Source organism: Leptolyngbya sp. PCC 6406 (genome assembly GCF_000332095.2).
Taxonomy (GTDB): domain Bacteria; phylum Cyanobacteriota; class Cyanobacteriia; order Phormidesmidales; family Phormidesmidaceae; genus PCC-6406.
The window spans coordinates 3,296,276-3,318,689 of the sequence record NZ_KI913949.1; the positions used below are offsets into that span (position 1 = coordinate 3,296,276).

The 22,414-nt window shown below is 54.5% G+C and carries 23 protein-coding genes; 7 read left to right on the forward strand and 16 right to left on the reverse strand.

The genetic code is table 11. The features are described 5' to 3' along the window. Nucleotides 1–106: 106 nt before the first annotated feature. The 10 genes from LEP6406_RS28230 to lysS form a co-directional block, all read right to left on the reverse strand. Nucleotides 107–1,759, reverse strand: a complete 1,653-nt coding sequence (locus tag LEP6406_RS28230) for a CHASE2 domain-containing protein (protein ID WP_008317265.1) — start codon at nt 1,757–1,759, stop codon at nt 107–109. Nucleotides 1,760–1,767: 8 nt separating this feature from the next. Next, entirely contained in the window at nt 1,768–1,905 is a 138-nt protein-coding gene (locus LEP6406_RS33355) for a DUF6760 family protein (protein WP_008317267.1), read from the reverse strand. Next, nucleotides 1,905–2,270 (reverse strand): hypothetical protein, encoded by a 366-nt coding sequence (locus LEP6406_RS0214555; RefSeq protein WP_008317270.1) that lies wholly within the window; start codon nt 2,268–2,270, stop codon nt 1,905–1,907. The genes LEP6406_RS33355 and LEP6406_RS0214555 overlap by 1 nt, the downstream gene beginning before the upstream one ends. Next, the gene (locus tag LEP6406_RS0214560; RefSeq protein ID WP_008317271.1) at nt 2,254–2,583 is read right to left on the reverse strand and encodes a hypothetical protein; all 330 of its coding nucleotides are present in this window, start codon (nt 2,581–2,583) and stop codon (nt 2,254–2,256) included. The genes LEP6406_RS0214555 and LEP6406_RS0214560 overlap by 17 nt, the downstream gene beginning before the upstream one ends. Before the next feature lie 9 nt (nt 2,584–2,592). Further along, nucleotides 2,593–3,093: a phage tail protein gene (locus LEP6406_RS0214565; protein WP_008317274.1), complete on the reverse strand. Its 501-nt coding sequence runs from the start codon at nt 3,091–3,093 to the stop codon at nt 2,593–2,595. A gap of 19 nt (nt 3,094–3,112) precedes the next feature. After that, complete coding sequence (locus LEP6406_RS0214570) at nt 3,113–3,586, reverse strand: phage tail protein (protein ID WP_008317276.1); 474 nt, start codon at nt 3,584–3,586, stop codon at nt 3,113–3,115. A 44-nt stretch (nt 3,587–3,630) separates the two neighbouring features. Beyond that, on the reverse strand, nt 3,631–4,104 hold the full coding sequence (locus tag LEP6406_RS0214575) for a phage tail protein (protein WP_008317278.1): 474 nt from the start codon (nt 4,102–4,104) through the stop codon (nt 3,631–3,633). Nucleotides 4,105–4,364: 260 nt separating this feature from the next. After that, complete coding sequence (locus tag LEP6406_RS0214580; protein ID WP_008317282.1) at nt 4,365–6,077, reverse strand: phage tail sheath family protein; 1,713 nt, start codon at nt 6,075–6,077, stop codon at nt 4,365–4,367. Between the two features lie 181 nt (nt 6,078–6,258). After that, entirely contained in the window at nt 6,259–6,849 is a 591-nt protein-coding gene (locus tag LEP6406_RS0214585) for a Uma2 family endonuclease (protein ID WP_008317291.1), read from the reverse strand. A 111-nt stretch (nt 6,850–6,960) separates the two neighbouring features. After that, nucleotides 6,961–8,517: a lysine--tRNA ligase gene (gene lysS, locus LEP6406_RS0214590; protein WP_008317293.1), complete on the reverse strand. Its 1,557-nt coding sequence runs from the start codon at nt 8,515–8,517 to the stop codon at nt 6,961–6,963. A gap of 377 nt (nt 8,518–8,894) precedes the next feature. Here lysS and LEP6406_RS0214595 point away from each other — a divergent pair, with 377 nt between their 5' ends. Further along, nucleotides 8,895–9,275, forward strand: a complete 381-nt coding sequence (locus tag LEP6406_RS0214595) for a winged helix-turn-helix transcriptional regulator (RefSeq protein ID WP_036028474.1) — start codon at nt 8,895–8,897, stop codon at nt 9,273–9,275. A gap of 36 nt (nt 9,276–9,311) precedes the next feature. Here the strand turns inward: LEP6406_RS0214595 and LEP6406_RS0214600 are convergent, their stop codons facing one another. The 6 genes from LEP6406_RS0214600 to LEP6406_RS0214630 form a co-directional block, all read right to left on the reverse strand. Next, the gene (locus LEP6406_RS0214600) at nt 9,312–10,409 is read right to left on the reverse strand and encodes a tetratricopeptide repeat protein (RefSeq protein ID WP_008317296.1); all 1,098 of its coding nucleotides are present in this window, start codon (nt 10,407–10,409) and stop codon (nt 9,312–9,314) included. A 190-nt stretch (nt 10,410–10,599) separates the two neighbouring features. After that, on the reverse strand, nt 10,600–12,780 hold the full coding sequence (locus LEP6406_RS0214605) for a caspase family protein (protein ID WP_008317299.1): 2,181 nt from the start codon (nt 12,778–12,780) through the stop codon (nt 10,600–10,602). A gap of 186 nt (nt 12,781–12,966) precedes the next feature. Beyond that, nucleotides 12,967–13,347: a hypothetical protein gene (locus LEP6406_RS0214610; protein ID WP_008317302.1), complete on the reverse strand. Its 381-nt coding sequence runs from the start codon at nt 13,345–13,347 to the stop codon at nt 12,967–12,969. Between the two features lie 8 nt (nt 13,348–13,355). Next, nucleotides 13,356–14,084, reverse strand: coding sequence for a triose-phosphate isomerase (gene tpiA / locus LEP6406_RS0214615; RefSeq protein ID WP_008317303.1), 729 nt, complete (start codon nt 14,082–14,084; stop codon nt 13,356–13,358). A gap of 101 nt (nt 14,085–14,185) precedes the next feature. Then, entirely contained in the window at nt 14,186–14,944 is a 759-nt protein-coding gene (locus LEP6406_RS0214620; protein ID WP_008317304.1) for a MinD/ParA family ATP-binding protein, read from the reverse strand. A 325-nt stretch (nt 14,945–15,269) separates the two neighbouring features. After that, complete coding sequence (locus LEP6406_RS0214630; protein ID WP_008317305.1) at nt 15,270–16,157, reverse strand: EI24 domain-containing protein; 888 nt, start codon at nt 16,155–16,157, stop codon at nt 15,270–15,272. A gap of 298 nt (nt 16,158–16,455) precedes the next feature. On the opposite strand from LEP6406_RS0214630, the gene LEP6406_RS28235 reads away from it, so the two are divergent. The 6 genes from LEP6406_RS28235 to LEP6406_RS0214660 all read left to right on the forward strand — a co-directional run bounded on the left by LEP6406_RS28235 (nt 16,456) and on the right by LEP6406_RS0214660 (nt 22,398). Beyond that, nucleotides 16,456–17,655 carry a glycosyltransferase gene (locus LEP6406_RS28235; protein ID WP_008317306.1) on the forward strand — a complete coding sequence of 400 codons (1,200 nt, stop codon included), beginning with the start codon at nt 16,456–16,458 and terminating at the stop codon, nt 17,653–17,655. A gap of 22 nt (nt 17,656–17,677) precedes the next feature. Continuing rightward, a complete protein-coding gene (locus LEP6406_RS0214640) occupies nt 17,678–18,607 on the forward strand; it encodes a glycosyltransferase family 2 protein (protein ID WP_081748085.1) in 930 nt (309 codons plus the stop codon). Between the two features lie 110 nt (nt 18,608–18,717). Then, entirely contained in the window at nt 18,718–19,707 is a 990-nt protein-coding gene (locus tag LEP6406_RS28240; RefSeq protein ID WP_051463700.1) for a glycosyltransferase family 2 protein, read from the forward strand. A 92-nt stretch (nt 19,708–19,799) separates the two neighbouring features. Then, the gene (locus LEP6406_RS0214650; RefSeq protein WP_027269144.1) at nt 19,800–20,723 is read left to right on the forward strand and encodes a hypothetical protein; all 924 of its coding nucleotides are present in this window, start codon (nt 19,800–19,802) and stop codon (nt 20,721–20,723) included. Then, nucleotides 20,704–21,315: a hypothetical protein gene (locus LEP6406_RS0214655; RefSeq protein WP_155834695.1), complete on the forward strand. Its 612-nt coding sequence runs from the start codon at nt 20,704–20,706 to the stop codon at nt 21,313–21,315. Before LEP6406_RS0214650 ends, LEP6406_RS0214655 begins: the two co-directional genes overlap by 20 nt. Before the next feature lie 30 nt (nt 21,316–21,345). Then, the gene (locus LEP6406_RS0214660; RefSeq protein WP_008317313.1) at nt 21,346–22,398 is read left to right on the forward strand and encodes an aldo/keto reductase; all 1,053 of its coding nucleotides are present in this window, start codon (nt 21,346–21,348) and stop codon (nt 22,396–22,398) included. Nucleotides 22,399–22,414: the final 16 nt, after the last annotated feature.

A 22,414-nucleotide genomic window follows, 5' to 3' on the forward strand; every position in this document is an offset into this window, starting at 1 on the left:
GAGTAGTCTCTAAAGGTCGAGTCAGGACTGTAAAGGTTTGTGACCGTAGAGCAATCCAGGAAAAGCTTTCTCAGGATTTTCTCGCCGGGAATTTCCGCTGCTCCCCTTACTGAATACTCTCCAAACCCTTTTCAGAAGGAAGGGACGGGGCTGCTTGCTCTAAGGTTGTGCGGACTTGGCGCGATCGCGCTAACAGTGCCTCTACCCGCTGTTGTTGTTGGCGCTGACGGCGATTGCTGGGAGTCGTGGCCTGGGGTCCCAGGGTTTGTTGCTCACGGGCAAAGTCCGCCACCGCTTGGGCTCTGATATCCGCGAGGATCGCCTGCATTTCTGGATCGTTCAAATCCATGGCTTTCTTGCTCCGTGCCTTAGGTGCTTCTCCGCTACGGATGGTCTGTGCCCGTTGCACCAAGGCTCCAAAGTAGTCGTTTTGGCTTTCTTCTGCCTCCACATCTTCCTGGAGCTGCCCCTTGATCATTTCGTAGAGTGCTTGGGTATAGCCCTGGCGGGTAGCCTGTTTCACGCCCCCCGCCGCCACACCACAAAGCACCAGATTCAGGCTCATGGGCACCACAGGCAACCAAGCCCCGGTGAGAAACAGACCGTAGGTGCTGCCCCAGGTGGCTGCCACCGCCAGCCCCAGTATCAGCCAACACAGACTAGCTCGCCGCAGCCGATAGGCGATCACCCCACCCCCCAGGCCCCAGAGCCAGATCAATAGCCACTCCACGGGGCTGGGCAGGCTCCACACCAGAGCCCGCCCCTCCAGGGTCGCCGCCAGCAGTTGGCTCACGATCTGGGCATGGACCACAACCCCCGGCATCTCCCGCACATATTCCTGGGCTGCAAGGTAAGGGGTGGTGAACAAATCCTTCGCCACCAGGGAAGTGTAGCCGACAAGCACAACGCGATCGCGGATTTTTTCCGGCGGTACCTGTCCCTCCAGCACCTCCGACAGACCCACCACCTCCACCGCATTTCGGGCTGACCGATAGCGGATCATTGTTTGATAGGGCGGTAACTCCTCGGTGCTGTAGCCGCCAAAGCCATTAGAGAGAGAGGGAATAACACGATCGCCAAAGGCCAGTTCCATCGCCTCCGTGGCCCCCACCTCAATCCCTTCCCCCTCCAGATAGGCCACAGCCAGTAGCAAACTAAAGGAGGGCAAGTCAAAATCCAAATTTGCGTCGTTGCACAGGTGCCGACCCACGGGCATCATCGGTGGGGCTTCGGGCACCGAAAACAGCAACCCTCGCCGGACAATGCCATTGGGATCAATGGGCAAATCCGCAAATCCCACTTGGGCTTCGCTGACTTCCGGGGGTACAGGCACCCCCGGAAAATTGGGACTACTCAACAGGCAAACCATGATGATGTTGGGATCACTTTGGATCGCTGCCAGCATCCGCTCCCGCCCCTCCACTGGTCCTTGGGGAATATCTCGCCCAATATCAATACCAATGGCACGAGGTTCATGCTCCTGGAGCGCGGCTAGCACATCGGCGATGGTGCCGTCCTGAATCGGGTCTTCCTGGCGACTCTGGATATCCTTTTCGTTAATGCCCACCACCAGCAGTCGCTCGTCCGGGCCTTCATCGGGCTGCCAGCGCACAAAGCGATCGTAGGCGGTGAGTTCGTTCTCCTGGAGTACCCCCAAGGCACGCACCGTCAACAGCCCACCGGACACCACCAAACTGGTCAGCAGCACAGAGCTGCTCAAAAAGCGAACAACCGGGTTGATGAGAAAGCGTTGGAGCATAGGGGATGTTATTGAAGGCGGGTGATCTCAGTGACCCAGCGACGGCGATCGCGGTGTTCTAGGTCCAAAATATCCGACAGCGGCCAATGAAATGCAAGGGCAATACAGGCTACCTCCTCGTGCAGTTGGGCTGAGGGGTAGCCCATCACTCCCCCGCCAAGGCTAAGTCCACCTCAAACTCAGCATCACAGGCAGGGCAGCGGGTAGGGATCTGGGCCGTTCCCCCCTGATTAATGCGGTTGTAAACCTCCCGCAGGTAAGCCAGATCTTGGGTAAATAGGTTTTCCAGTAAATCCGGTGTTAGGGCTGTTAACTCCCCCAGACGGGTAATGACACGGGACAAGAGGACTAGGGTGCCATACCCTGGTAATCGCTGCACAGTGCGATCGCGCTCCACCGCCAACTCATCTCGGGCCGTGGCCAGCCGCATCGTACCCTGTCGATGGACCCGACCCGATCCATCCACCAGCCCACGGGGCAAGGTGAAATCAAACTCACTGATTAGTTCCATGGTGGATAATGTCCCCCGCCTCCGGTTCCTCTAACTCATTGATCTGGCGATAAAACTTTTGCAAATAGTCCAGATCCCGAGCAAAGAGTCGCTCTATGACCAAGGGTGTCACCTCCTCCAAAGCGCCTAACTTCGTAATCACCCGCGCCAAAATAATGACCGTGGCATAGGCCGGATTCATCTTTACCCGAGGATCCCGCAACGGCACAATCTCATCCATGGCCATAGCAAGGCGCATCACCCCTTTGCGATGGAGATTCCCCTCAGCATCCACGTATCCCTTCGGTAGCGTAAACTCAAACTCCGTTTGCATGGAATACTCTTACTGCTTCGTAACCCGCAGGAACTCATCCACCGCCAACTCCATTTCCTCCACTTGAAATTCGGTGCTGCCGGCCTTCAGATCCCCAATCTTGTAGGTCACCGGCCAAGCCCCAAAGAACTGGAAACGAGCAGATTCCTCATCCGCTTGATCGTAAATCACAATATCCCCATCCCGGCGTTGCTCAGTCCACTTACCCGCTTCCACCGCCGCAAACCATTCCCACAACACCGACGTGACAAACATGCCACGCTTCAGGGTAATGTTATTGCTCTTAGAGTTACCCGGTATTTTGGTCCGCACAACCCGTCCCCGTGAGGCTCCGCTACTGCCCCACTTCTGGGGCGTTACCTCCACATGCTCAATCACATCTTGACTGCGCTTAAAACCCTGACATTCCATGAAATAGGCATCAATGCGCTCATCGCTGCCATCCAAATGAATACCGATATAAAACCGACAGGCGGTGAGAATTTCGGGAACCTTAGATTTCTCAGCCATGGCGCAAGACCCTCTATCCCTATTTCACTCGATGCAGAGACTCGTAAGCGATTTCCACAGTTTCCGTGGCCAAGTTGGTTGAACCCGCCTCAAACCCAGACATCGCGTAACTGATACACATTGCGCCCGTAACGTCCCACCGGGCGGCTTCCTCGCCCCCCTGGTTATAGAGCACAACAGACCCCGTCTTCCGTTCGCCCTTATTGGCACTACCGCCACCGGCAATGGGCTCTGAATGACTATCGGAATACCACTTGAGCAGCCGATCGTCCCCCACCGTCGCCACGTATTCAATACTCAGCTTACTGTTGCTCACCCCAGTAACGGTAGCCTGAATTTGGCTTTTCCCGTCTTTCGTTACACCAAAGGGGGTACTATCCCCCGCTGACTCTAAGGTAATCGCAATACCACTCACTTTTTTGACCACCAAATCCTCTAGGCCATCGAAGGAGGCATAGAACTTGGAGCAGGGCAAGACTTCACCAGCAGCCATGGATGATTTCTCCTTTTGCTGAACACGTCATTTTCGTCACGCGATTATTTCACGCGGTTGATCTGTTCAACCACAATTTCAAAGGTCTCTGTCGCCAGATCCTTACTCTCGGAGGTAAAGTCATTGACCTTGTAGGACTTGACCCAGGCATTGATGAAATCCCACCGCAGAACCTCCTTATCTTCGCTATCGTAGGCAGTCAAAGACCCACTTTTGCGATTATCGCCCCATTTGCCATCGCCACCATGGCTGGGGGGCATAGTAGCCTTCATCCAGTTGTACCAATCCTGGTCCCCTTCACAGAGATAGGTTTCCAAGGTGAGATTAGGGTTTTTCTCAAAGCCAGCGGAGGTGGTTTGCCACAGGGTTTTGCCATCTTTGCTAGAGGCCAGAGGCTTTTCGTGGCCCGCACTTTGCCCCTCAAACTTAATACCATCCACCTTTTTGACCATTTTCTCGGTCAACCCATCGATCTCTAGGTAAAACCGACTTGTGGGAATTGGTTGTAACTGAGCCATAGAACCCTCTACTTGCAGGTATCCATAAAAGATTGAACGGTTGTTGGCAGAGCCCGTCTCCTACTGGAGCATGGCCTTGGATCTCATCAGGGCTACATTCTCTATCTGCCCCTACGCCCTAATGTTTGCCAAATATATTGGCCAAAATTGAAGCAATATAGCCTCACCCTTAGGGGATATAGTCCAGAAAAGGGGATTGGCGGGGTTGGTTTGATCGGGTTTTCACCTATCGTCAAATCAACCCCCTTTGATCCTGACGTTTACTGGTTGGGAGCCCACTGGCTAATGCGGAAGATGACAAATTCCGCCGGACGCACCGGGCAGACGCCAATTTCCACATAGAGACGACCCATCATCATGGTGTCGGGAGTGTTCAACTCGCCATCACACTTGACATAGAAGGCTTCGGCGGGGGAAGCCCCAAAGAGAGCGCCTTCTCGCCATAGCCGTGCCAGGAAGGTGCTGACGGTACGGCTGACCCGAGCCCATAGATCCATATCGTTAGGCTCGAAAACCACCCATTGGGTGCCAATTTCGATGGACTTTTCGATGTAGCTGAGCAGACGGCGGACGCTGATGTAGCGCCATTGGATGTTGTCGGGCTCGACCAGGGTGCGGGCTCCCCACACCTTGTAGCCCCGGTTGTAGTTGGCAAAGTTGCGGATACAGTTGATGCCCAAGGGGTTCAACAGTTCCTGCTCTCGCATATTGGTTTCGTAGGCTAGGCCCAGCACGCCCCGAGGCGTTTCGTTGGCGGGAGCCTTAAAGACACCCCGAGATTCGTCGGTGCGGCACCAGATACCCATCATGTGACCGCAGGGGGGCACAAAGATGGGGCGACCCCCGTTGCGGGGGTTGGCCACCTTAATCCAGGGGTAATACAGGGCTCCAAACATGGAGCGGCGGTTGAAAGCGGAAAGCCACTCGGCGACATGCTGGGGACGCTGGGTTTCGGGGGCAACGGCGGCATTCTCGTTTTTGCCCACCTTGACCGGCGGGGGATCGAGCACTGCCATGCGGTAGGCGGGGCCAGGGAAGGAGTTTTCGCACAGACTCACGAGCATTTCCATGACGCCATGGACTTGATCTAGGTCCAGGAGACCCACTTGGTAGGCCCGCATCAGGTCGGGGCAGGCGATCATGGCAACTTCGTCAATCTCAAAGAGCCCCTGGATACCTTGGCGGTCGTCTCGGACCCCTTGGATATCACGGGTGATGCGCTCGGGGGGAGAGATATAGGGCGGGGGCGCGACTTCATAAAAGCCGTTGCCGGGACGGCGAGAGAGCGCCTGACCGCTAACGGAAATGTCATTGGCGACGACGTATTCCGAAGCCTCCAGTACCGCAACGGCATAGTCGGCAACGGCGGTTTCTACCTGGGGATTCATGCTCAGGTGGTCGTAGCGCTCTAGCTCCTCGCCACCGCTCTTGACCACCAAGTTGAAGAACTCCCCGGTATCGAGGGGGGGCTCAGCGCCCTCTGGGGCATCCTCTGGGAGGGGTTTGGGGGTGCTTTCTTCGATGGCGATGATGATGCGGGCATCTTCACCGGGGGGAAGTAGGGCCTGTTCATCGCCTTCAGGTAACCGGAGATTAACACTGATGGAAGGCTTGCCACCAGCGGTGGGGAGGCGAGTAGCAACCTCTTCTGGGGGCGGGGGGGGGGAGCCGGGGAGCTTGGTGCCAATGCTGACCACCCAGCAGCGACCGCCGCCGTTGTTAAACCAGCCCTGAACCGCAAAAGGGAGGTAAGCGTCGAAGTCGGTGAAGCCATCGGAACCCGGTTTGGCAAAAAATTCGACGTATTGGCTCCAGTTGGTGATCATCATGGGCTTGAAGAGTTCGGCATCACCCCGAACGTCTTCAGTGAAGCCGACAAATCCGGCTACGCTCATGCTGACCCCTTCAATGGGGCGACTGCCTCGGTCTACCTCTTCGACGTATACCCCAGGCGCAAAGTAGTCCAATGCCATGCTTGAGTTCCTCTTCTGTTCACTACAGGCTTGACGCCCCAAGGCTGGATGACGGTTGAGGGGGTCTGCTCCGCCCCCTCAACGGTAAGGGCTGGGTTCTATGGACGTTATTAGACCAAGGTCGGATTCTGTAGCGATCGCGGATATCAGTTGGCCGACGACCGGGGCAGACGAGGCCCTGTCACGCTTCCTCAGCCGCTAAGATTTGCTCCACCGTAAGGGGCAATTCTGGAAAGGTGGCGGAGGCGATCTCATCATTGCCTCTGAAGGCTTGGGCTTCGTAGAGATCATCAATGGGTCGCAACAGGGTAATGACGCTTTCTAGGGGGTCAACGATCCAGTATTCAGGGATGTTGAGGACGTTGTATTCGACCCGCTTGGCCCGGTAGTCCACTGTAGTGGTGGATGCGCTGACAACCTCAACCACCAGGAAAGGGGGCGGTTCGTTGAGGCGGATGATGGCTTCTTGGTCCCGAAGGGCGTGCCACTGAGCCAGGGACAGTACCATCACATCGGGAATACGGGCGGTATCCCAGCGACCCCCACGGGGAGATTGCAGGGCAATGGCCATTTGCTTGGCGGTCCAGTTGTAACCTAGGCGCTTGATCTCGGCGCGAAAAATATCGTTGAGGTATTCTGCGATCGCACCATGGCGGCCTTTGGGCTGAGCCATCCTGACTAGGGCTCCATTGACCAATTCGTAGCGGTTATCGGTGCCGTCAGAGTAGCTCAGGTAATCATCCAGAGTGACGGGTTGGATGGTGACGGTCATAGATCAAGGCTCCGATGGGGAAGCGCCAATAGAGCAATGCTACTGTTTGTCAGGAGAGAATCAACTCAGGGATTGCCCCTACGCATGGAACTTTATTTTTATGCAGATTGCTTAGGACTCTGGTTCCGGTTCTGATCGCTCTGGCTTGAGCAGGGGAAAGGCGATCACATCGCGGATGCTAGGGCTGTCGGTGAGAAGCATGATCAAGCGGTCGATGCCGATGCCCTCGCCACAGGTGGGGGGCATCCCATACTCCAGGGCGGTGAGGAAGTCTTCATCCACCCCCGTAGCCTCCAGATCCCCCGCCGCCTTGCGAGCTGCCTGGGCCTCAAAGCGATCGCGCTGATCGAGGGGGTCCGTCAACTCCGAGAAGCCGTTGGCGGTCTCCCGTCCGGCGATGAACAGCTCAAAGCGCTCTACCACACCGGGCTTACTGCGGTGGGGCTTGGAGAGGGGCGAGATCTCGACGGGATGATCCATGAGGAAGGTGGGCTGGATCAGGGTCGTCTCGATGCGGTGTTCAAACACTTCATTGAGCAACCGCCCGATACTGTCGCACCCGTCTGCTACGGTTATGCCCAGCTCCGCTACCGCTGCTTTGGCGGCATCCAGGTCCGGGAACTGGGTGAAGTCTAGCCCTGTGTGTTCCTGCACTAGATTGTGCATGGTGACCCGTCGCCAGGGGGGAGTCAGGTCGATTTCGGTCCCCTGGTAGGTGATGCGAGTGGTGCCCAAAACCGACTGGGTAATGGAGGCGATTAGATCCTCCGTTAGGGCCATGAAGTCGTGGTAGTCGGCGTAGGCTTGGTAAAATTCAATGCTGGTGAATTCAGGGTTATGGCGGGTAGAGACGCCCTCGTTGCGGAAGATGCGCCCGATTTCAAATACCTTCTCAAAGCCGCCCACCAGTAACCGCTTTAGGTGTAGCTCCGTGGCGATGCGGAGGTACAGGGGCATGTCCAGGGTGTTGTGGTAGGTGACGAAGGGTCGCGCTTCGGCTCCCCCCGCTTCCCCCTGGAGCACCGGAGTCTCAATTTCCAAAAAGCCCCGCTCTTCAAAGTAGCGGCGGATGGCGGAGGTGATCAGTGCCCGCTTGCGGAAGGTTTCCCGCACTGGGGGGTTCACGATCAGGTCTACGTAGCGCTGGCGGTAGCGCTTGGCTACATCCGTGAGGCCATGCCACTTATCTGGCAGGGGCAGCAGCGCCTTGGTGAGAAGGGCGTATTCCTGCACCTTGACGGAGAGTTCTCCTTTGTCGGTGCGTTTCAGGGTGCCCTTGACACCGATGATGTCGCCTACGTCGGTGAGTTGCTTCAGATGGGTGAAGGCATCGGGTTGGTCTGACATCCCGGCTTGGATGTCTTTCTTATCCAGATAAAGCTGGATGGTGCCGGTCTCGTCCTGGAGGTTGAAGAAGGCCAGCTTACCGAAAACCCGGCGGGCGAGGATGCGCCCCGCGATCGCAACTTGTTCCTCCACTTCTTCTCCAGCGGGCAGGTCGGCATACTTGCTCTGGAGGTCTGCCGCGTGGTGGGTGGTATCCCAACGATAGGCAAAGGGATTGATCCCTGCCGCCTGAAGCTGAGTCACCTTTTGGAGACGCGCCGACCGGAGTTCATCCAGGGTAGAAGGGCTGGGGGGAGATTGGGGGGACTCGGCTTTAGCCATAGGGGGCGGCGTCAGTAAAGGCAAGTGACCATTATAGGCAGAAATGCCTGTCTCTCTGAGTATGCGGGGTGAGCAGAGTCGTCAGTCTTTCAGACAGGCTACGCCCTAGGGCTAGCCTTAGCGTAGCCATGCCGGAGGCTATTGCCCCTTGGGCTATAGGCTTGCGTCTGCTGGAGGGAGAAACTCCAACAGGAAGGTCCATGTAATGTGACCCATCTATTTGACCCATCTACTTATTACCCTGGTTAGGGTACATCTCACCTTTGCAGCCCCTCACCCTTGTATCTTAAGTACCAGGGTGGGAAAGGGACTTTGAAGTCGATTCTCCCCCTTCACTGCCCAGGGGATGTCCGTAGTCCGTTCTCACAATTAGCGCCATGACGTCGCCTGATCCTGCCATGCTAGATCGCCACGAATGCCAAGAAATTCGGTGTCCAATCCAGTTCGTCCTAGAAATTATTGGCAGCAAGTGGGCGATCTTGATTCTGCGGGAGCTGTTCATGGGCCGCCGCCGCACCCATGAATTTTTAGAGGCGTTACCGGGCATTAGTACCAAAACTCTAACTGCCCGCCTGCGGGAGATGGAACGCCACGGCATCGTGGAGCGACAGGTATTTCCTGAAGTGCCGCCTCGGGTGGAATATTCCCTCACGGCTAAGGGGCGCGAGGTCCAGCCCATCCTGGCGGGCCTCAAACATTTGGGGGAGCAGTGGTTACATCAAGATGCCTGCCATTGCCCCATGGACCCTAGGCCCTAGGGGCGACTTCCCCATATTTTATTCCTGGGGATAGGCTTAGCCTACCGATCCCTGGGGAAGAGCCTTGAGCAGAGCTTCCCGTTGGGCGCGATCGCGATATTTAGAGGGGTCAAGGGCAATGGCCCGCCGCAGATGTTCTATGGCCCAGTCTTGGCGGTCTAGGGCGGCATAGCAACAAGCTTGCTGAAAAAAGGCAGCGGCTTGGTCGGGTTCAATGGCGAGGGCCTTATTGAAGGCTGCGATCGCATCTTCATAGCGGGTGAGCTGCCGTAGGGTGAGTCCTAGCACCAGCCAGCCCCGCACCGAGTAAATTTCTCGCTTTAGAGATTCCGTCAGCGCCTGGTAGGCTTCCTCATAGCGGGTCAGACGGGCCAACGTTATTCCCTGTTGAAACCAGATGCAGGCATTGTCAGGATCGAGACGCACGGCCTGTTGAATTTGCGAGAGGGCCGCAGTCGCTTGACCTAGGCGGCGCAGTAGGTAGGCATGGCAACTGTACAGGCGGGCATCAGCCCAACCCTCCCGTAGGGGTTCCTCCAGGTAGGCCAAAGCTTCGCCATAGCGCCGCAGGCGGGTGAGGGCATAGGCCAGGGCGAGGTGGGCCTCCCGGTGACTGGGGGAAAATTGCAGGGCGGTCTGAAAACATGCGATCGCAGTTTCCAGTTGATGGAGTCTGTAGGCGCTCAGACCCTTGGCATACCAAATCAAGGGATCCTCTGGTAGCAGGGCCAAGGCTTGGCTGTAGGTCTCTAGAGCCCGGTCATAGCGCTGGAGCCAATGGAGCAGTTGCCCATAGCGATACAGTAGCCGGGGATGGTTCGGGGCTAGGGTCAGAGCCCGATCGTAGGCATTCATCGCCTCAGTTTTCCAACCCGCTGCCGCTAGGGCCGTACCATAGTTAGCCCAGACCATGGGGTCATCTGCCACCAAGGCCAGCGTCTTTTGGTAGCTGGCGATCGCCTCCGGGTAACGTCCCAATCGTCCCAGGAGATAGCTGTGGTAACACCAAGCTAAGGTGTCTGTAGGCTTCGCCTGCACCAGCACCTCACAGCGCCCCAGAGCCTGGGTCAATTCCGCCGCTGAGGCTCCTGCACTGTCTATGGGGGAAAGGTGATCCTGGGGTGGGTCAACCATCTACGCTACCTCTGGGAGTTCCATGCCAATCGTCCATGCCGTCTTGGCGACACCCCCAAGCCCTAGGGTGCATCCACGCAGCAATTTACTATTGCGGAATTATTTTCAGAGTGACGAATTCTACGGTGGAGCGCCCTGCAGCAATCTTTCTCATCCGCAGCATACCCAATCTCCGTTGGCAGACCATCATTCAGACCACATCAAAGGTCAGGGACAGGGCAGCAAGCTGGCTGGCATCCACCGATTGTACCGACCGCGTCGGGGTGCCTCGCGTTGTGGCCACATCTGTCAATAGGTCGCCCACAATCTGGGCCGGGTCATCCATCCCCACAGGACCAGAGGCCGTGCCGGAGCGGGTAGCCACCTCTCGCAGTGCCCGCAATCCATGGTCAAGGGGCTGACTGCTGGCGATGATCAGGACCTCCGTTGCCCCCCGAGGTTCCTGGGTCACCAGCCGGAAACTGTCGCGGTTGGGGTCTGGCAGCAGCAGCGTAGCGCCCGCTGCCAGACGGGTCACATCCGCCGAAGCTGTCCACTGATTGGGAAAAATCACCGTCATTTCTCCCGTGACATCGATCACCAGCACACTGAGATACAGATCCTGAGGCTCGTTGTTTTGAATTTGGAACTGGATGGACTGATTTAGGGAAATCTCGGGCACCCCAGGACGGGCTGCCGAGGGGGGCGGCCCACCTCTGCCCCGCACCGTAAAGGCACTGGCCACCAGGGAACTGCCCCCCTCGGGAATCATGGTGACGCTGAGATTAAGGCGAGAGGAACCGGGGTTAAGGATGAGTTTGACGATGCGGGCGGCAAGGAGCGATCGCAGTTTGGGTCGCAGGCGATCTACGGCGGCGGTCACGGTTTCTTGGACCAAGCCAAAGGCACCGGGCAATCCCTCTAGCCCCTGAGAAAAGAGTCCCAAGCTGCCTACAGGAGGAGCTTCGGTGGCGGCACTCCAGTCCTGGCGGCGCTCCACCGTCAAACGTCCGAGAATGTAATGGGCTTCCCCTTGGTGGAGGGGGACCGCTTGGATCCGGGGAATGGTTGCGATCGCAGTGACCACCTGGGTCTGCTCCGCCTCAGACAAGGACTCGGTATCCACCCCCACCCGTAAAGTGATATCCGTCGGCACCCCCCGCACCTGTTCCTGGAGCAAAGCCCCGGCCCCCATAGCCCTATCCAAGAGACGGCCCCGGCCTTGAAGCCCTTGACGGCTAATGATTTGTAGGAGCCCGCGTGATTGACCCCTTTCATCCACCCCCGCCAAAATGGCATCGGTTTGAAAGGCTTCTAAACTCTGGGGATCAATGCCCCCCAGCCAGATTTCCGCCTCATTGCCCTGCACTTTGGTTACCACCGCCTCAGCAGGAGGCGTCACCTTATCAGTGAAGTACAAGGGGCGACCCTCGTAGCTGCTACCCGGTGCAATCTCAAACTGGGGCTCTTGGTTATTGAAGGAAAGCTGGGTGGTGCTACGGGCCACATTAGCCAGGGTATTGCCCAAAAGTGTGCTGCCGGTTTGCTGCCAGAGATACTGAGTCATGACATAGGAAAAGGCCCCGGCATAGAAATCTTGGAAGGGGGTGTCAGCGGCATACTGGTCTCGCTTTGCTGACGCGATCGCAACTCCCCGAGCAATGCCCGCCCGCCGCCGCCGGATAAACTCGCTGGGAGACAGGTTGAGCTGCGACAGCCACCGCTCTTGATAGACCCGCTCAACAGGACTCATTTCCAGATTGGTCCCTCCTGGCCGCGCCCGCACCACTAGGTTGCCCCGCGTGCCACCGCCGGAGTGGCAGCTATCCAGCACCAAGGTAACGTTGTCCGTCTGGAGAGCGGAGCCCAGCAGAAACAGGGTGTGGCCCGTGATATCTTCCACCGGGCCACCCTGCCGGGGAAATCCCTCTGGCAGGCGACTGTCAATGGGTACCAGGGTGCTATTGAGGCCATCGGGAAAGTCCTGGTCCGGGTCTACCACACGGGATCCGTGGCCCGAAAAATGGAATACCACCACGTCCCCAGGGCGGGCCTGGTTAATCAGGTGTTCCTCAAAGGCGGTGAGAATATCCTGGCGGGTGGCCTTAGCGTTGGTGAGCTTGACGATGTCGCTGGGCTGAAAGCCAAATCGATGCACCAGTAGGTGATATTGCAGCTCCACATCGTTGAGACACCCCTGGAGTGGGGCAAACAGGCTGTCTCGGGGGTAGGCGTTGATCCCCACTAGCAATGCCAGCTTACGGTTGGTGGGTTGGGCCAAGACGCGCCCGAAGCGGTCGCCCTGGCGCATCACATCTAGGGATGACCAGCCCAGGGCCGCGAGGGTCGCCCCAGCCCCCTGCAAGAGATGACGACGAGATAGACGGGCCATAGGCGTCTCCCAAAAGGACCAGCGCTAATTTTCGTTCCTATCTTGGCATCTCTACCGTGGGAACAGAAGATATAGCAACATCTCTGCGGGGCATTGCTTCGCCAACGCGAAGCAATGCCCCCGACGGAACTGACTCCCTTGGCAAGGGGGGACTAAGGGGGGTGATGCAGGGTGTAACAAGCTCTATCAAGGGCCGCAGTTGAGAAGTCGCGCGTTGGGGTGGGCAGCTTCTAGTGCAGCTTGGCGATCGGCACTGGGGCGTCCGTAGGTCGTCAGGGCTTGGAAGGTTTCCGGTGGCGGCGGTGTTTCCAGGATGTCTTCCCCCAGGTCACTGAAAAGAATCACTGCTTGGATCCTGATCTGCCCCTGGCGGTTCTGTTGATAGAGGGCTTCGTATTCTTGGGCGACGGCTTGCCAATCTCCTGGGGGACAGTAGCTGCGATCTACCAAGAGGGTGACCTCTGGGGCCGCCAAGACCAAGCGGATGGTTACGGCTGCGATCGCAAAAACCGCCCACCCAACCCCCACTATTCTCAACAGAGCCCGATTCAGGGCATTGGGATTCATGACGCAGGCTATACCAGGTAGTTGACAATGCGGCCAAAACTATCGGGCTCTAGACTAGCACCCCCGACCAAAGCCCCGTCAATTTCCGGCTGGGCCATAATCTCATCAATGTTACCGGGCTTAACTGAGCCTCCGTACTGAATTGAGGCATCTGGGTAGGTCAACTGCTGACGAATCACCCCAATAACCCGGTTGGCTTCCTCCGAGGCGCAGGTGTCCCCGGTACCAATAGCCCAGATCGGCTCATAGGCCACCACAAGATTGGCCTGATCCACCGCTACCAAGCCCTTGTCGAGCTGGGCTTTGATCACCGCCTCCGTTTCCCCCGCATCTCGCTGCTGCTTGGTTTCCCCCACACAGAGAATCGGGGTCAAACCGTGGCCTTGGGCCGCCAACAGGCGTTGGTTCACCGTCGCATCGGTTTCGCCGAAATACTGACGCCGTTCACTGTGACCCACGACCACATAGCGCACGCCTAACTCCGTCAACATGCTGCCGGAAATTTCCCCAGTGTAAGCCCCACTGTCTTCCCAGTGGATATTTTGGGCTCCCAGTTTTACCCGGCCCCCGTGGAGATTTTTAGACAGGGCGCTGAGATCGGTGAAGGGGACACACAGCACAATCTCCCGATCATCGGGAGTTTCCGAAAGCTGACTTGTAAAGCCCTGCAAAAACTCCAGAGCCTCACTCTGGGTTTTGTACATTTTCCAGTTGCCAGCGATGACTATCTTACGCACGGGGATCCAGGGACGAATAGAACAAATGCGAGACTTGCATCACCGCATCGTACAGGGAAAGCTGACCTGGATCAAACCAGAGGTAAGGCCAGAGATGGGGGTCATGATGCCAGCACTTGACGTGCGATCGCTACCAGTTCCTGGGTCAGGGGATGTTTGGGATAGCGCAGACAAAACAGCTCTCGGCTACCCAACAGCATCATATCCTCCGACATCGGCAGCACCCCCGCCACAGGGATCGAGTAGGTCTTTTCCACCAAACTCCGAACATTATCAGTCCCTAGAGCCGACAAAACCTTATTCACGACGAGCATCAGCCGAGGAATGCCGAGCTGCTGAGCAATTTCCACCGTCACAGCAGTACCCTCAAAGTCTTGGCCATCGGGTCGCAGAATCATCAGCAACATATCCGATAGGGCCATGGCCAGCAGGGTTTCACTGTTGACACCGGGGTGGGTGTCGATAAAAACGTAGTCCAGGTTCAGGCGGTCTGCAAGGCTGTTCAATCCGTCGCTTAGTTGGGTGATGTCATAGCCTTCACTGACGATGCGGGTAATCTCTTCGGTCTTGAAGCTGCCGGGGGCAAGGCAGATAGCCCCATGTCGCTGTTTCACGGGCTCAGGGGTGAGATCATAGACGGCCTCTTCAATTAGGCATTCTCCCCAGAGATAACTGTTCAACGTATGGCCAATGGTGCTCTGGTCCAGGCCAAAGGGAATGTGGATACCGGGGGATTGTAGGTCGGTGTCCACAATACCCACCCGCCGCCCAGTCATGGCCACCAGGGTTGCCAAGTTGGCGGTGATGTTGGATTTGCCCGTGCCGCCCCGGAAGGAGTGAACCGCAACCAGTTTGAACATAGATCCTCACAGAACATGGCTAACCTGGGCAAATTTTAGGTCAGTTTGTCTAGCCTGGACTAGGTGGGGGGGGGTGATGGGGTGATGGGGTGATGGGGTGGGGTGGTGATGGGGAGGTGACAGGTGACAGGTGACAGGAATTTTGAGTTTTGAGTTTTGAGTTTTGAATTGAATTTCCCGTAGGGGCATAACGCTAAGGCGTGGCTCACCTTTTATGTCGCTTGCGAAACGCGAAGCAATGCACCGCAGAGATGCCGCGCCCAATGCAGGGATGCGCCTTCTGCCTTCTGCCTTCTGCCTTCTGCCTTCTGCCTTCTGCCCTGCCTTACTTTTGCGATAAGGGCTCAGGAGTGCCGGAGGGTGGCTCTGGCTGACCGACAACAAGAATGCGATCGCAAAAAAACAGTGTCCCCGCCGCCACACAGAGGGGAATTGTCAGCAAGTTCATCAGGGGAATGCTGACCAACCCCAGACACACCAACCCAAAGGCGGCACTGGCGGGAAAGCTCCGGAAAATGATCCCCAGCTTGTGGCGAAACTGGAGCCGCCGCCGTTCCAGGGGTGCATCCAACATATCCAGACACAGGATTGTCACCGCCAGGGTAATGCCGCCTACCGTTGCGATCGCAGTGCCCACACCGGGCAGCAGATTCGCCACGAGTAAGGGCACCCCGACACCCACCAGCAACAACAGCTTCTTGAGTTCAAACAGAATCGCCCGCCCCACGTCTCGCAGCACCGAGGCCAAGCTAAAGGGTTCCGTAGGGGGTGGTTGCCCCGCCCTCAGAGACTCTAGCTTTTCCGAAAGCTGACCGTAAAAGGGAGAGCCCAAAATCACGCCAAACTGCAACAGCAGCAGCCCCGTCACCACCAACATCAGCACCACCAGCCCCCCCTGAATTACCGGGGCTAGGACTTGTAACCCCACATCTAGCCAAGCGGGCTGCGCCCAGGCCCTAAGTCGGGTCATCCAACTCGCAATTAACCGAAGACCCAACCCCACGCTGCCCGCGTACAGGGTGATCCCCAGCAATACATTCACCACCACAGGGCCAATCACATAGGGCCGTAGGGAAGGATGGCGCTGCAAGATTCTCACAGCCTGAAGGGGATAGGTGAACCCTACGATCAGCCCCGCTAGTCCCCCGCCTCGGGGCTGCAAGGTCTGGGTGACGGTCATCTGCTGCGGGGAAGGTTTCTCGATTGCCCCCATGGTGGGTTCCCTGCTGAATCAAACTGCTCCTCCATCTTGCCCTGTTGAGGAGACTCATGAAACTGGCTCTAGACAATCCCAGTTGCAACAGGTCGGATTGCGACAGAATATACTTTCCCCAGAGCATTCTTTCAGGAACTTTATCAATTTCCCTGCTGTCACTCCATCAAAGTTTGATGAGATCGACCGTGGACTCACGGAAATTTGCGTACTTACACTGATTTAGCATCTCTTCCTGTTAAGCCAGACTGCATCGAGACGGAGTCGATATCAGTATTCGCACGGGAATGCTCCCAGAATGAATCGGAACCCAGACGTAGTACTTTTTATTCGTTGGTTACGCGGTGGTGGAGCCGAGCGCGTCATCGCTAACTTGGCGAATGGCTTGGCTGAGCGCAACCTCAAAGTTGATTTAGTGTTGATGCAGGCTGAGGGAGAATACCTGGAAACCCTGCACAGCAACGTCCGTGTTGTGAATTTAGACACCCAATCCGCTTCGGCGGGCAGAGGCTGGAGACCACCCACCAGTTTTCAGTCAACGGGCAGCTTACTCAAGCTGGTGCGCTATCTCAAGCAGTATCGTCCCCCGGTCTTGCTCTCAGCCACCCATTACCTAAATGAAATTGCCTTGCTGGCAAAGCAACTCGCACAGGTACCAACGCGGGTCATCGTGACTGAGCACACCCACCTGTCTCAGGAGTTCCGTCTGACGGAGCAGATCTCGTCCAAGTTGATCCCCTGGACGGTCAGGGCGCTATATCGCTTTGCGGATGAGGTAGTGGCGGTTTCCCAGGGAGTCGCCGCTGACCTTGATACCTTCAGCCCCCATCGACGTAAGCCAACTCGTGTGGTCTACAACTCGGTGGTGACGCCAGACATTTATCGTCTAGCTGAGGCGGAAGTTGCCCATCCTTGGTTTCAGCAGAAGGATCTCCCGATTGTGATTGGGAGTGGGCGCTTTGTGCGACAGAAGGATTTTCCAACCTTGGTGCGGGCCTTTGCCCACTTGCGGCAAACGATACCGGCCCGCCTGGTTTTACTAGGGGATGGGCGAGATCATGCCGAAATTCTGCGCCTTGTGGAGGAGTTCGCGATCGCAGATCATGTGTGGATGCCGGGATTTGTCAGCAATCCCTATGCCTACATGAAAAAGGCGGATGTATTTGCCCTGTCCTCTGCCTGGGAAGGATTACCGACGGTGTTGATCGAGGCAATTGCCCTTGGGGTTCCAGTTGTATCCACCGACTGCCCCAGTGGCCCTGCGGAGATTTTGAAACAAGGTCGCTATGGCCGCTTGGTGCCTGTCGGAGATGCGGTGACCTTGGGGGATGCGATCGCAAGCACCCTTCAAGAAGATAGCCCCTCCGTACCCCAAGACTGGATTCGAGAATTCACCCCAGAAGTTGCTATCCGTAAATATATAGATGTTCTAGGACTCAGCCCCGTGATTCCGTCATCCACGGTTCACATGATGGGATCCTCCATCGCCATTTCCTAGCCTTAGCTCCCCTTACTTCTTGATGGCAATGAATCTTCCCCTGGTAAACATCATTATTCCGGCCCATAATGCTGCGGGTCTGATTAGTGAGGCTCTTCAATCAGTACAGGAGCAGACCTATTCTCACTGGCAGGTGATTGTGGTAGAAGACGGCACCCAGGACAGTACGGAGGCGATTGTGCAAATCTTTGCGCAGGCCATGGGCGAGGGCAAAGTACGGTATATCCGCCATCCTGAAAATCAAGGAGTCAGTGCGACCCGCAATACAGCTATAGCTGCTGCGCAGGGCCAATACATTGCCCTTTTAGATCACGACGACACCTGGGAACCGGAACACCTGGAGAAACTGGTAACCCGGTTAGAACAGACCGGGGCAGATTTTGCCTACGCCCCAGCAGTGTTTTTTGAATATCACACCCATAGGGAGATTGGTATTCATGGTCCACAAGCCTCAGAGTGGACCGAGTTTCCCCATAGCCTGTTTAACCGCAGCTATATCCCAGTATCTGGGGTAGTAATAAGGCGATCGGCAGCTAATCAAGTCGGCGGTTTTGATCCCAAACTTCAGAAAGCAGAGGACTTGGACTATTGGTTGCGGTGCGTCGAAGCTGGGCTGCGCTTTGAGTATGTGTCGGAGGTGACCAATGGCTATCGTCAGCGTAACCCTAAGGCCGCGACTGCTGACAAGAGAGGTATTTTGGAAGGGCACGCCCGCGTCCTCCGGAAGCACCGTAATCTGACGGCGGTTTCTCGATCTGTGCGCGATCTCGTCCTAGCGCGTTATCACCTAGGCGTGGTTCGCCGCAGTTTCAAGACGGAACCCGCAAAGGCTTGGGAATTTCTCTACTGGTCGATCCGCATCACGCCTCTGGGCTCCTTGGCGGCGCTGCGATGGTTCTTGCTGGAGACGTTGGGGCGAGAAACTCGATATACCACGAGAGGTGTGGCCTAAAGAAGGTCGGGGAAAGCCAGTTTGAAAGGCTCTATTTTTTGAGTTTAGAAGATTCCGACTTGTTGATCGAGCATTGTAATTCCATTTCAAGTTATTTGGAGAAGTTGATTATGTCTCAAGCAAAGGTGACTCTAGTAGTGGTTCCTCGGGAACGATTTAGTTATACTGAGCGTTCTCTAGAAAGCATTTATCGCGATACCAGATATCCCTTTGAGCTGATTTATATTGACGGCAATTCTCCAGCCCCCGTGCGGGATTATTTGCAGGCGGCTTCTCAGAAATATGGCTTTAAGCTGATTCGAACAGAGCAATATTTGTCTCCCAACCAAGCACGCAATATAGGTATTCCCCATGTGGAAACGGAATATCTGGTCTTTATTGACAACGATGTTTTGGTAAAATCGGGTTGGCTAGAGGCACTGGTAAACTGTGGCGATCGTACTGGAGCTGCTGCGATCGCGCCAGTTACTCTAGAAGGAGAAGCTTTTGACACCATTCATCAAGCCGGAGGCGAAATTATCTTCCGCGAAACTAAGGATGGTCGGCGCTGGATGATCGAACGCCGACCCAACATGCACTTACCTCTCAAAAAGCTCCCTGAACCTTTGACCGCAGGCCCCACCCAGCTCACAGAATTTCACTGTGTATTTGCCCGCCGCGATATTTTCGATAAGATTGGCCCTCTAGACGAAAAACTCCTCAGCATGGCAGAAGAAACCGACTTTTGCCTATCGGTTATGAATGCTGGAGGTACAGTCTATTTGGAGCCCGCTAGTGTGGTCACCTATGTACCCCCTTTCACCCTAGTCTGGTCAGATCTGCCCTATTTCTTCATGCGCTGGAGCGACGCTTGGTGCGAAACCAGCGTTCAGCAAATGCGAGAAAAATATGATCTCAGCCCAGATTCCCCAGTGCTGAAGCACTACCGTGTCTTTGTCCATGATCATCGTGCCCTTGCTTTTGGCAGTAATGAGATCTCTTTCAAGCCCCTTCTTCTCTCTAGTAAAATATCTATGCCCGCCAAGGGCAAATATGCTGTCAAGAAAATCCTGCGGCACTATATGAATAAACAGGCGCATCAATTCCAGTACTCGGCTTAGTTTTTTGGGGGGAAGAGCTTGGAAAGGATCTTTCCAAGCTCTTGAACTATTTTGGGGCGTTCTGAATCTTTAGGGCATAAAGAATTTAAGTCATGAAAACGATCTATCTACATATCGGAACTCACAAAACAGGTACAACAACTATTCAAAAAGTCCTATCAGAAAATCAAGAAATAATACTTGAAAAGGGTTACTACTACTGTCAAAAATGCAGGATTAAATACACGCTGGGAAATCACCCTCTAGCTTGGTCGATACTGCATGGAGATCAAATGATATATGCGAAGACTGGAGAGACTTTAGATTTCACGACAACATGGAAAGACTTTCTGAGTTCGATTCCTACCTCTACACATAATATTATTATTAGTTCGGAGTATTTCTCTCTCTTTGACCATGCAAATATTTTGACTCTTAAGGAATATTTATCTGGGTTTGTAGTGATGCCAATAATCTATTTAAGAAAACCAGATGATTTTCTTCTCTCACTATATTCAGAAAATATTAAAAGCAATGCCTATTTCAAGTCTCCAATAAAGTTCTTTGAGGAGCAAAGTGGTAGGGTTGATTACCTCTCAATGTTAGAATCATGGAGCCAAGTTTTCGGTCACAATAGCATAGTGATTGACACTTATAAATCTGATACATCTAACACAACTCTGATTAATGGGTTCTTTAAAAAAATTGGGATGGATATGAGCCACCTTGATTTAAAAATAAGGAACCCTCGACTCAACGTTAGTCCTCCAATTAAATTTCTTAAGCTTCTCAGATGTCTGAACTGGCTATTTCATGGGAGACTTGGGATATCAGTAGCACAGTGTAGAAATCTTTACTTGATTAGACTTCTGAATGCTCGCATGGTCAAGGTTGTATCATTAATTCCTGACTGGGCTCTAAGTGATAAGTGGTTTTCGGAAATAGACAAGGATCAATTAGCTACTACTTTCAAGGAAATGAATGCCAAAATTGTCGTAGATTATCTTGACAAAGCTGATGCCAAAACCTTCTCGTAAGGGAAAAATAAAGGTCATGTTTTATCAGTTAAAAACAGCCATAAAATCTCTCATTCCATTTCAATATCACTACTATTTTGAAAAGAAACGGCGTACTTCTGCTGGCAGGAAAACTCGCAAGGACGTAGTACACTTTGAGGTCGCAGACAACGCCTACTTTGAGGTGTACTGGAAAGTATATGGCTTAGGGCGCGGGCCAGCCTTAGCGCTTTTTATTGAACATGAACAAGTACTCAAGTTTGATTTCTATGGAAAAGGAAGGGGACATTATCACGTTCAAACGATGATGCCTGCCCCCTGTACACACCATGCCCTATTTCTGCCAGAAGAAACTGTAGGGGCACAGATTGATCGGGCCTTCTTTGAGCTAGAGAAAAATCTCTACTGGTATTTAGAACGCCATCCCCTGAAAGCCGTGCGGAACTTTCGCGTAAAAAAGGCTCATCTGCGCCAAATTTTGACCGAACTACGTCCCGTTTTGGTCGAGTATCAAAACCGCGTTCCTCCTGAAAACAGTGACTCTGATAGGGATCCGATCCTTGAGGGCGATCGTGAATCTGGTAATAGCGATTCCCTGGCAATGGTCTCTTAGCTTCGCACTCAATTTAGAGGTCAGTTTTTTGTGGTCATTCAAAAAATTCAACGAAATGCAAAATCAGCACTTAAACGGGGTCGCAACCTAGCAGATGACATCGCTTATGCAACCCTGTATCGTCAACCTCCGATGGTAGACATGCAATACGTGACCCTAGGGCGCACAGGCTTAAAGGTTAGTGTGATGGGGTTGGGGAGCGGAGGATCTAGCCAACTAGGATTGAAAAAAGGCCAGAGCGATCGTCATGCCATCCGTCTGATTCACCATGCCCTAGACTGTGGCATTAATCTTCTGGACACCGCTAAAGTTTATGGAACAGAAGCAATTATTGGCAGAGCTATCAAAGGATATCTCCGAGAAAAAATAATTCTATCAACGAAGTATCCTGTCACAATAAAAGAAGGACTCATGAGTCCCGAAAAGTTGGCTCATGGCATTGATAAGAGCTTGCACCGCTTAGGGACTGACTATATTGATATCCTTCATTTTCATGGTGTGGAATGCCACCAGTATGACTATGTCCTGACTGTATTACTTCCAGTTCTGATATCTGCGCAAGAAGCGGGAAAGATTCGTTTTATTGGCATTACTGAAGCCTTTTCTAAAGACACCCATCATCAAATGTTAACTCGCGCTGTTCAAGATGATTGTTGGGACGTAATGATGTTGGGCTTTAACTTCTTAAACCAGTCTGCACGGACACAAGTATTGGTAACGGCCCAGGAGAAAAACATCGGGGTGTTAGCTATGTTTGCAGTGCGCCGTGCTTTAATCAACTCTGAAAATCTGAAGCGAACCCTGGAGAATTTTTATGGATCGGAGCAGTGGGATCCGAGTATTCTGCCCAAGGATGTATCTCTAGAGTTCCTCTTTCACGATGGAGGGGCAACCAGTCTTACGGATGCGGCCTACCGCTATGTCCGTCACGAGCCCGGTATTCACTCAGTGCTCTTTGGTACAAGTCAATTTTCACATTTAGAAAGTAATATAAAGTCCCTCCTCAAGCCTTCCCTATCTGCTGAGGATTACGATCGACTGAATGCTATCTTTGGTCGTTGTAAGGGCATCTCCGGCGATTGAAAATTAACCGCTCATT

Excerpts from the sequence above, each read along its gene's own strand:
- LEP6406_RS0214620 (WP_008317304.1), bottom strand. The coding sequence starts at position 14,944 with ATGTTCAAACTGGTTGCGGTTCACTCCTTCCGGGGCGGCACGGGCAAA.
- LEP6406_RS0214585 (WP_008317291.1), bottom strand. The coding sequence starts at position 6,849 with ATGACCGTCACCATCCAACCCGTCACTCTGGATGATTACCTGAGCTAC.
- LEP6406_RS28230 (WP_008317265.1), bottom strand. The coding sequence starts at position 1,759 with ATGCTCCAACGCTTTCTCATCAACCCGGTTGTTCGCTTTTTGAGCAGC.
- LEP6406_RS0214605 (WP_008317299.1), bottom strand. The coding sequence starts at position 12,780 with ATGGCCCGTCTATCTCGTCGTCATCTCTTGCAGGGGGCTGGGGCGACC.
- lysS (WP_008317293.1), bottom strand. The coding sequence starts at position 8,517 with ATGGCTAAAGCCGAGTCCCCCCAATCTCCCCCCAGCCCTTCTACCCTG.
- LEP6406_RS33355 (WP_008317267.1), bottom strand. The coding sequence starts at position 1,905 with ATGGGCTACCCCTCAGCCCAACTGCACGAGGAGGTAGCCTGTATTGCC.
- LEP6406_RS0214570 (WP_008317276.1), bottom strand. The coding sequence starts at position 3,586 with ATGGCTGCTGGTGAAGTCTTGCCCTGCTCCAAGTTCTATGCCTCCTTC.
- LEP6406_RS0214575 (WP_008317278.1), bottom strand. The coding sequence starts at position 4,104 with ATGGCTCAGTTACAACCAATTCCCACAAGTCGGTTTTACCTAGAGATC.
- LEP6406_RS0214555 (WP_008317270.1), bottom strand. The coding sequence starts at position 2,270 with ATGGAACTAATCAGTGAGTTTGATTTCACCTTGCCCCGTGGGCTGGTG.
- LEP6406_RS28240 (WP_051463700.1), top strand. The coding sequence starts at position 18,718 with ATGTCTCAAGCAAAGGTGACTCTAGTAGTGGTTCCTCGGGAACGATTT.
- LEP6406_RS0214630 (WP_008317305.1), bottom strand. The coding sequence starts at position 16,157 with ATGGGGGCAATCGAGAAACCTTCCCCGCAGCAGATGACCGTCACCCAG.
- LEP6406_RS0214650 (WP_027269144.1), top strand. The coding sequence starts at position 19,800 with ATGAAAACGATCTATCTACATATCGGAACTCACAAAACAGGTACAACA.
- LEP6406_RS28235 (WP_008317306.1), top strand. The coding sequence starts at position 16,456 with ATGAATCGGAACCCAGACGTAGTACTTTTTATTCGTTGGTTACGCGGT.
- LEP6406_RS0214560 (WP_008317271.1), bottom strand. The coding sequence starts at position 2,583 with ATGCAAACGGAGTTTGAGTTTACGCTACCGAAGGGATACGTGGATGCT.
- LEP6406_RS0214655 (WP_155834695.1), top strand. The coding sequence starts at position 20,704 with ATGCCAAAACCTTCTCGTAAGGGAAAAATAAAGGTCATGTTTTATCAG.
- LEP6406_RS0214565 (WP_008317274.1), bottom strand. The coding sequence starts at position 3,093 with ATGGCTGAGAAATCTAAGGTTCCCGAAATTCTCACCGCCTGTCGGTTT.
- LEP6406_RS0214610 (WP_008317302.1), bottom strand. The coding sequence starts at position 13,347 with ATGAATCCCAATGCCCTGAATCGGGCTCTGTTGAGAATAGTGGGGGTT.
- LEP6406_RS0214640 (WP_081748085.1), top strand. The coding sequence starts at position 17,678 with ATGGCAATGAATCTTCCCCTGGTAAACATCATTATTCCGGCCCATAAT.
- LEP6406_RS0214595 (WP_036028474.1), top strand. The coding sequence starts at position 8,895 with ATGACGTCGCCTGATCCTGCCATGCTAGATCGCCACGAATGCCAAGAA.
- LEP6406_RS0214600 (WP_008317296.1), bottom strand. The coding sequence starts at position 10,409 with ATGGTTGACCCACCCCAGGATCACCTTTCCCCCATAGACAGTGCAGGA.
- LEP6406_RS0214580 (WP_008317282.1), bottom strand. The coding sequence starts at position 6,077 with ATGGCATTGGACTACTTTGCGCCTGGGGTATACGTCGAAGAGGTAGAC.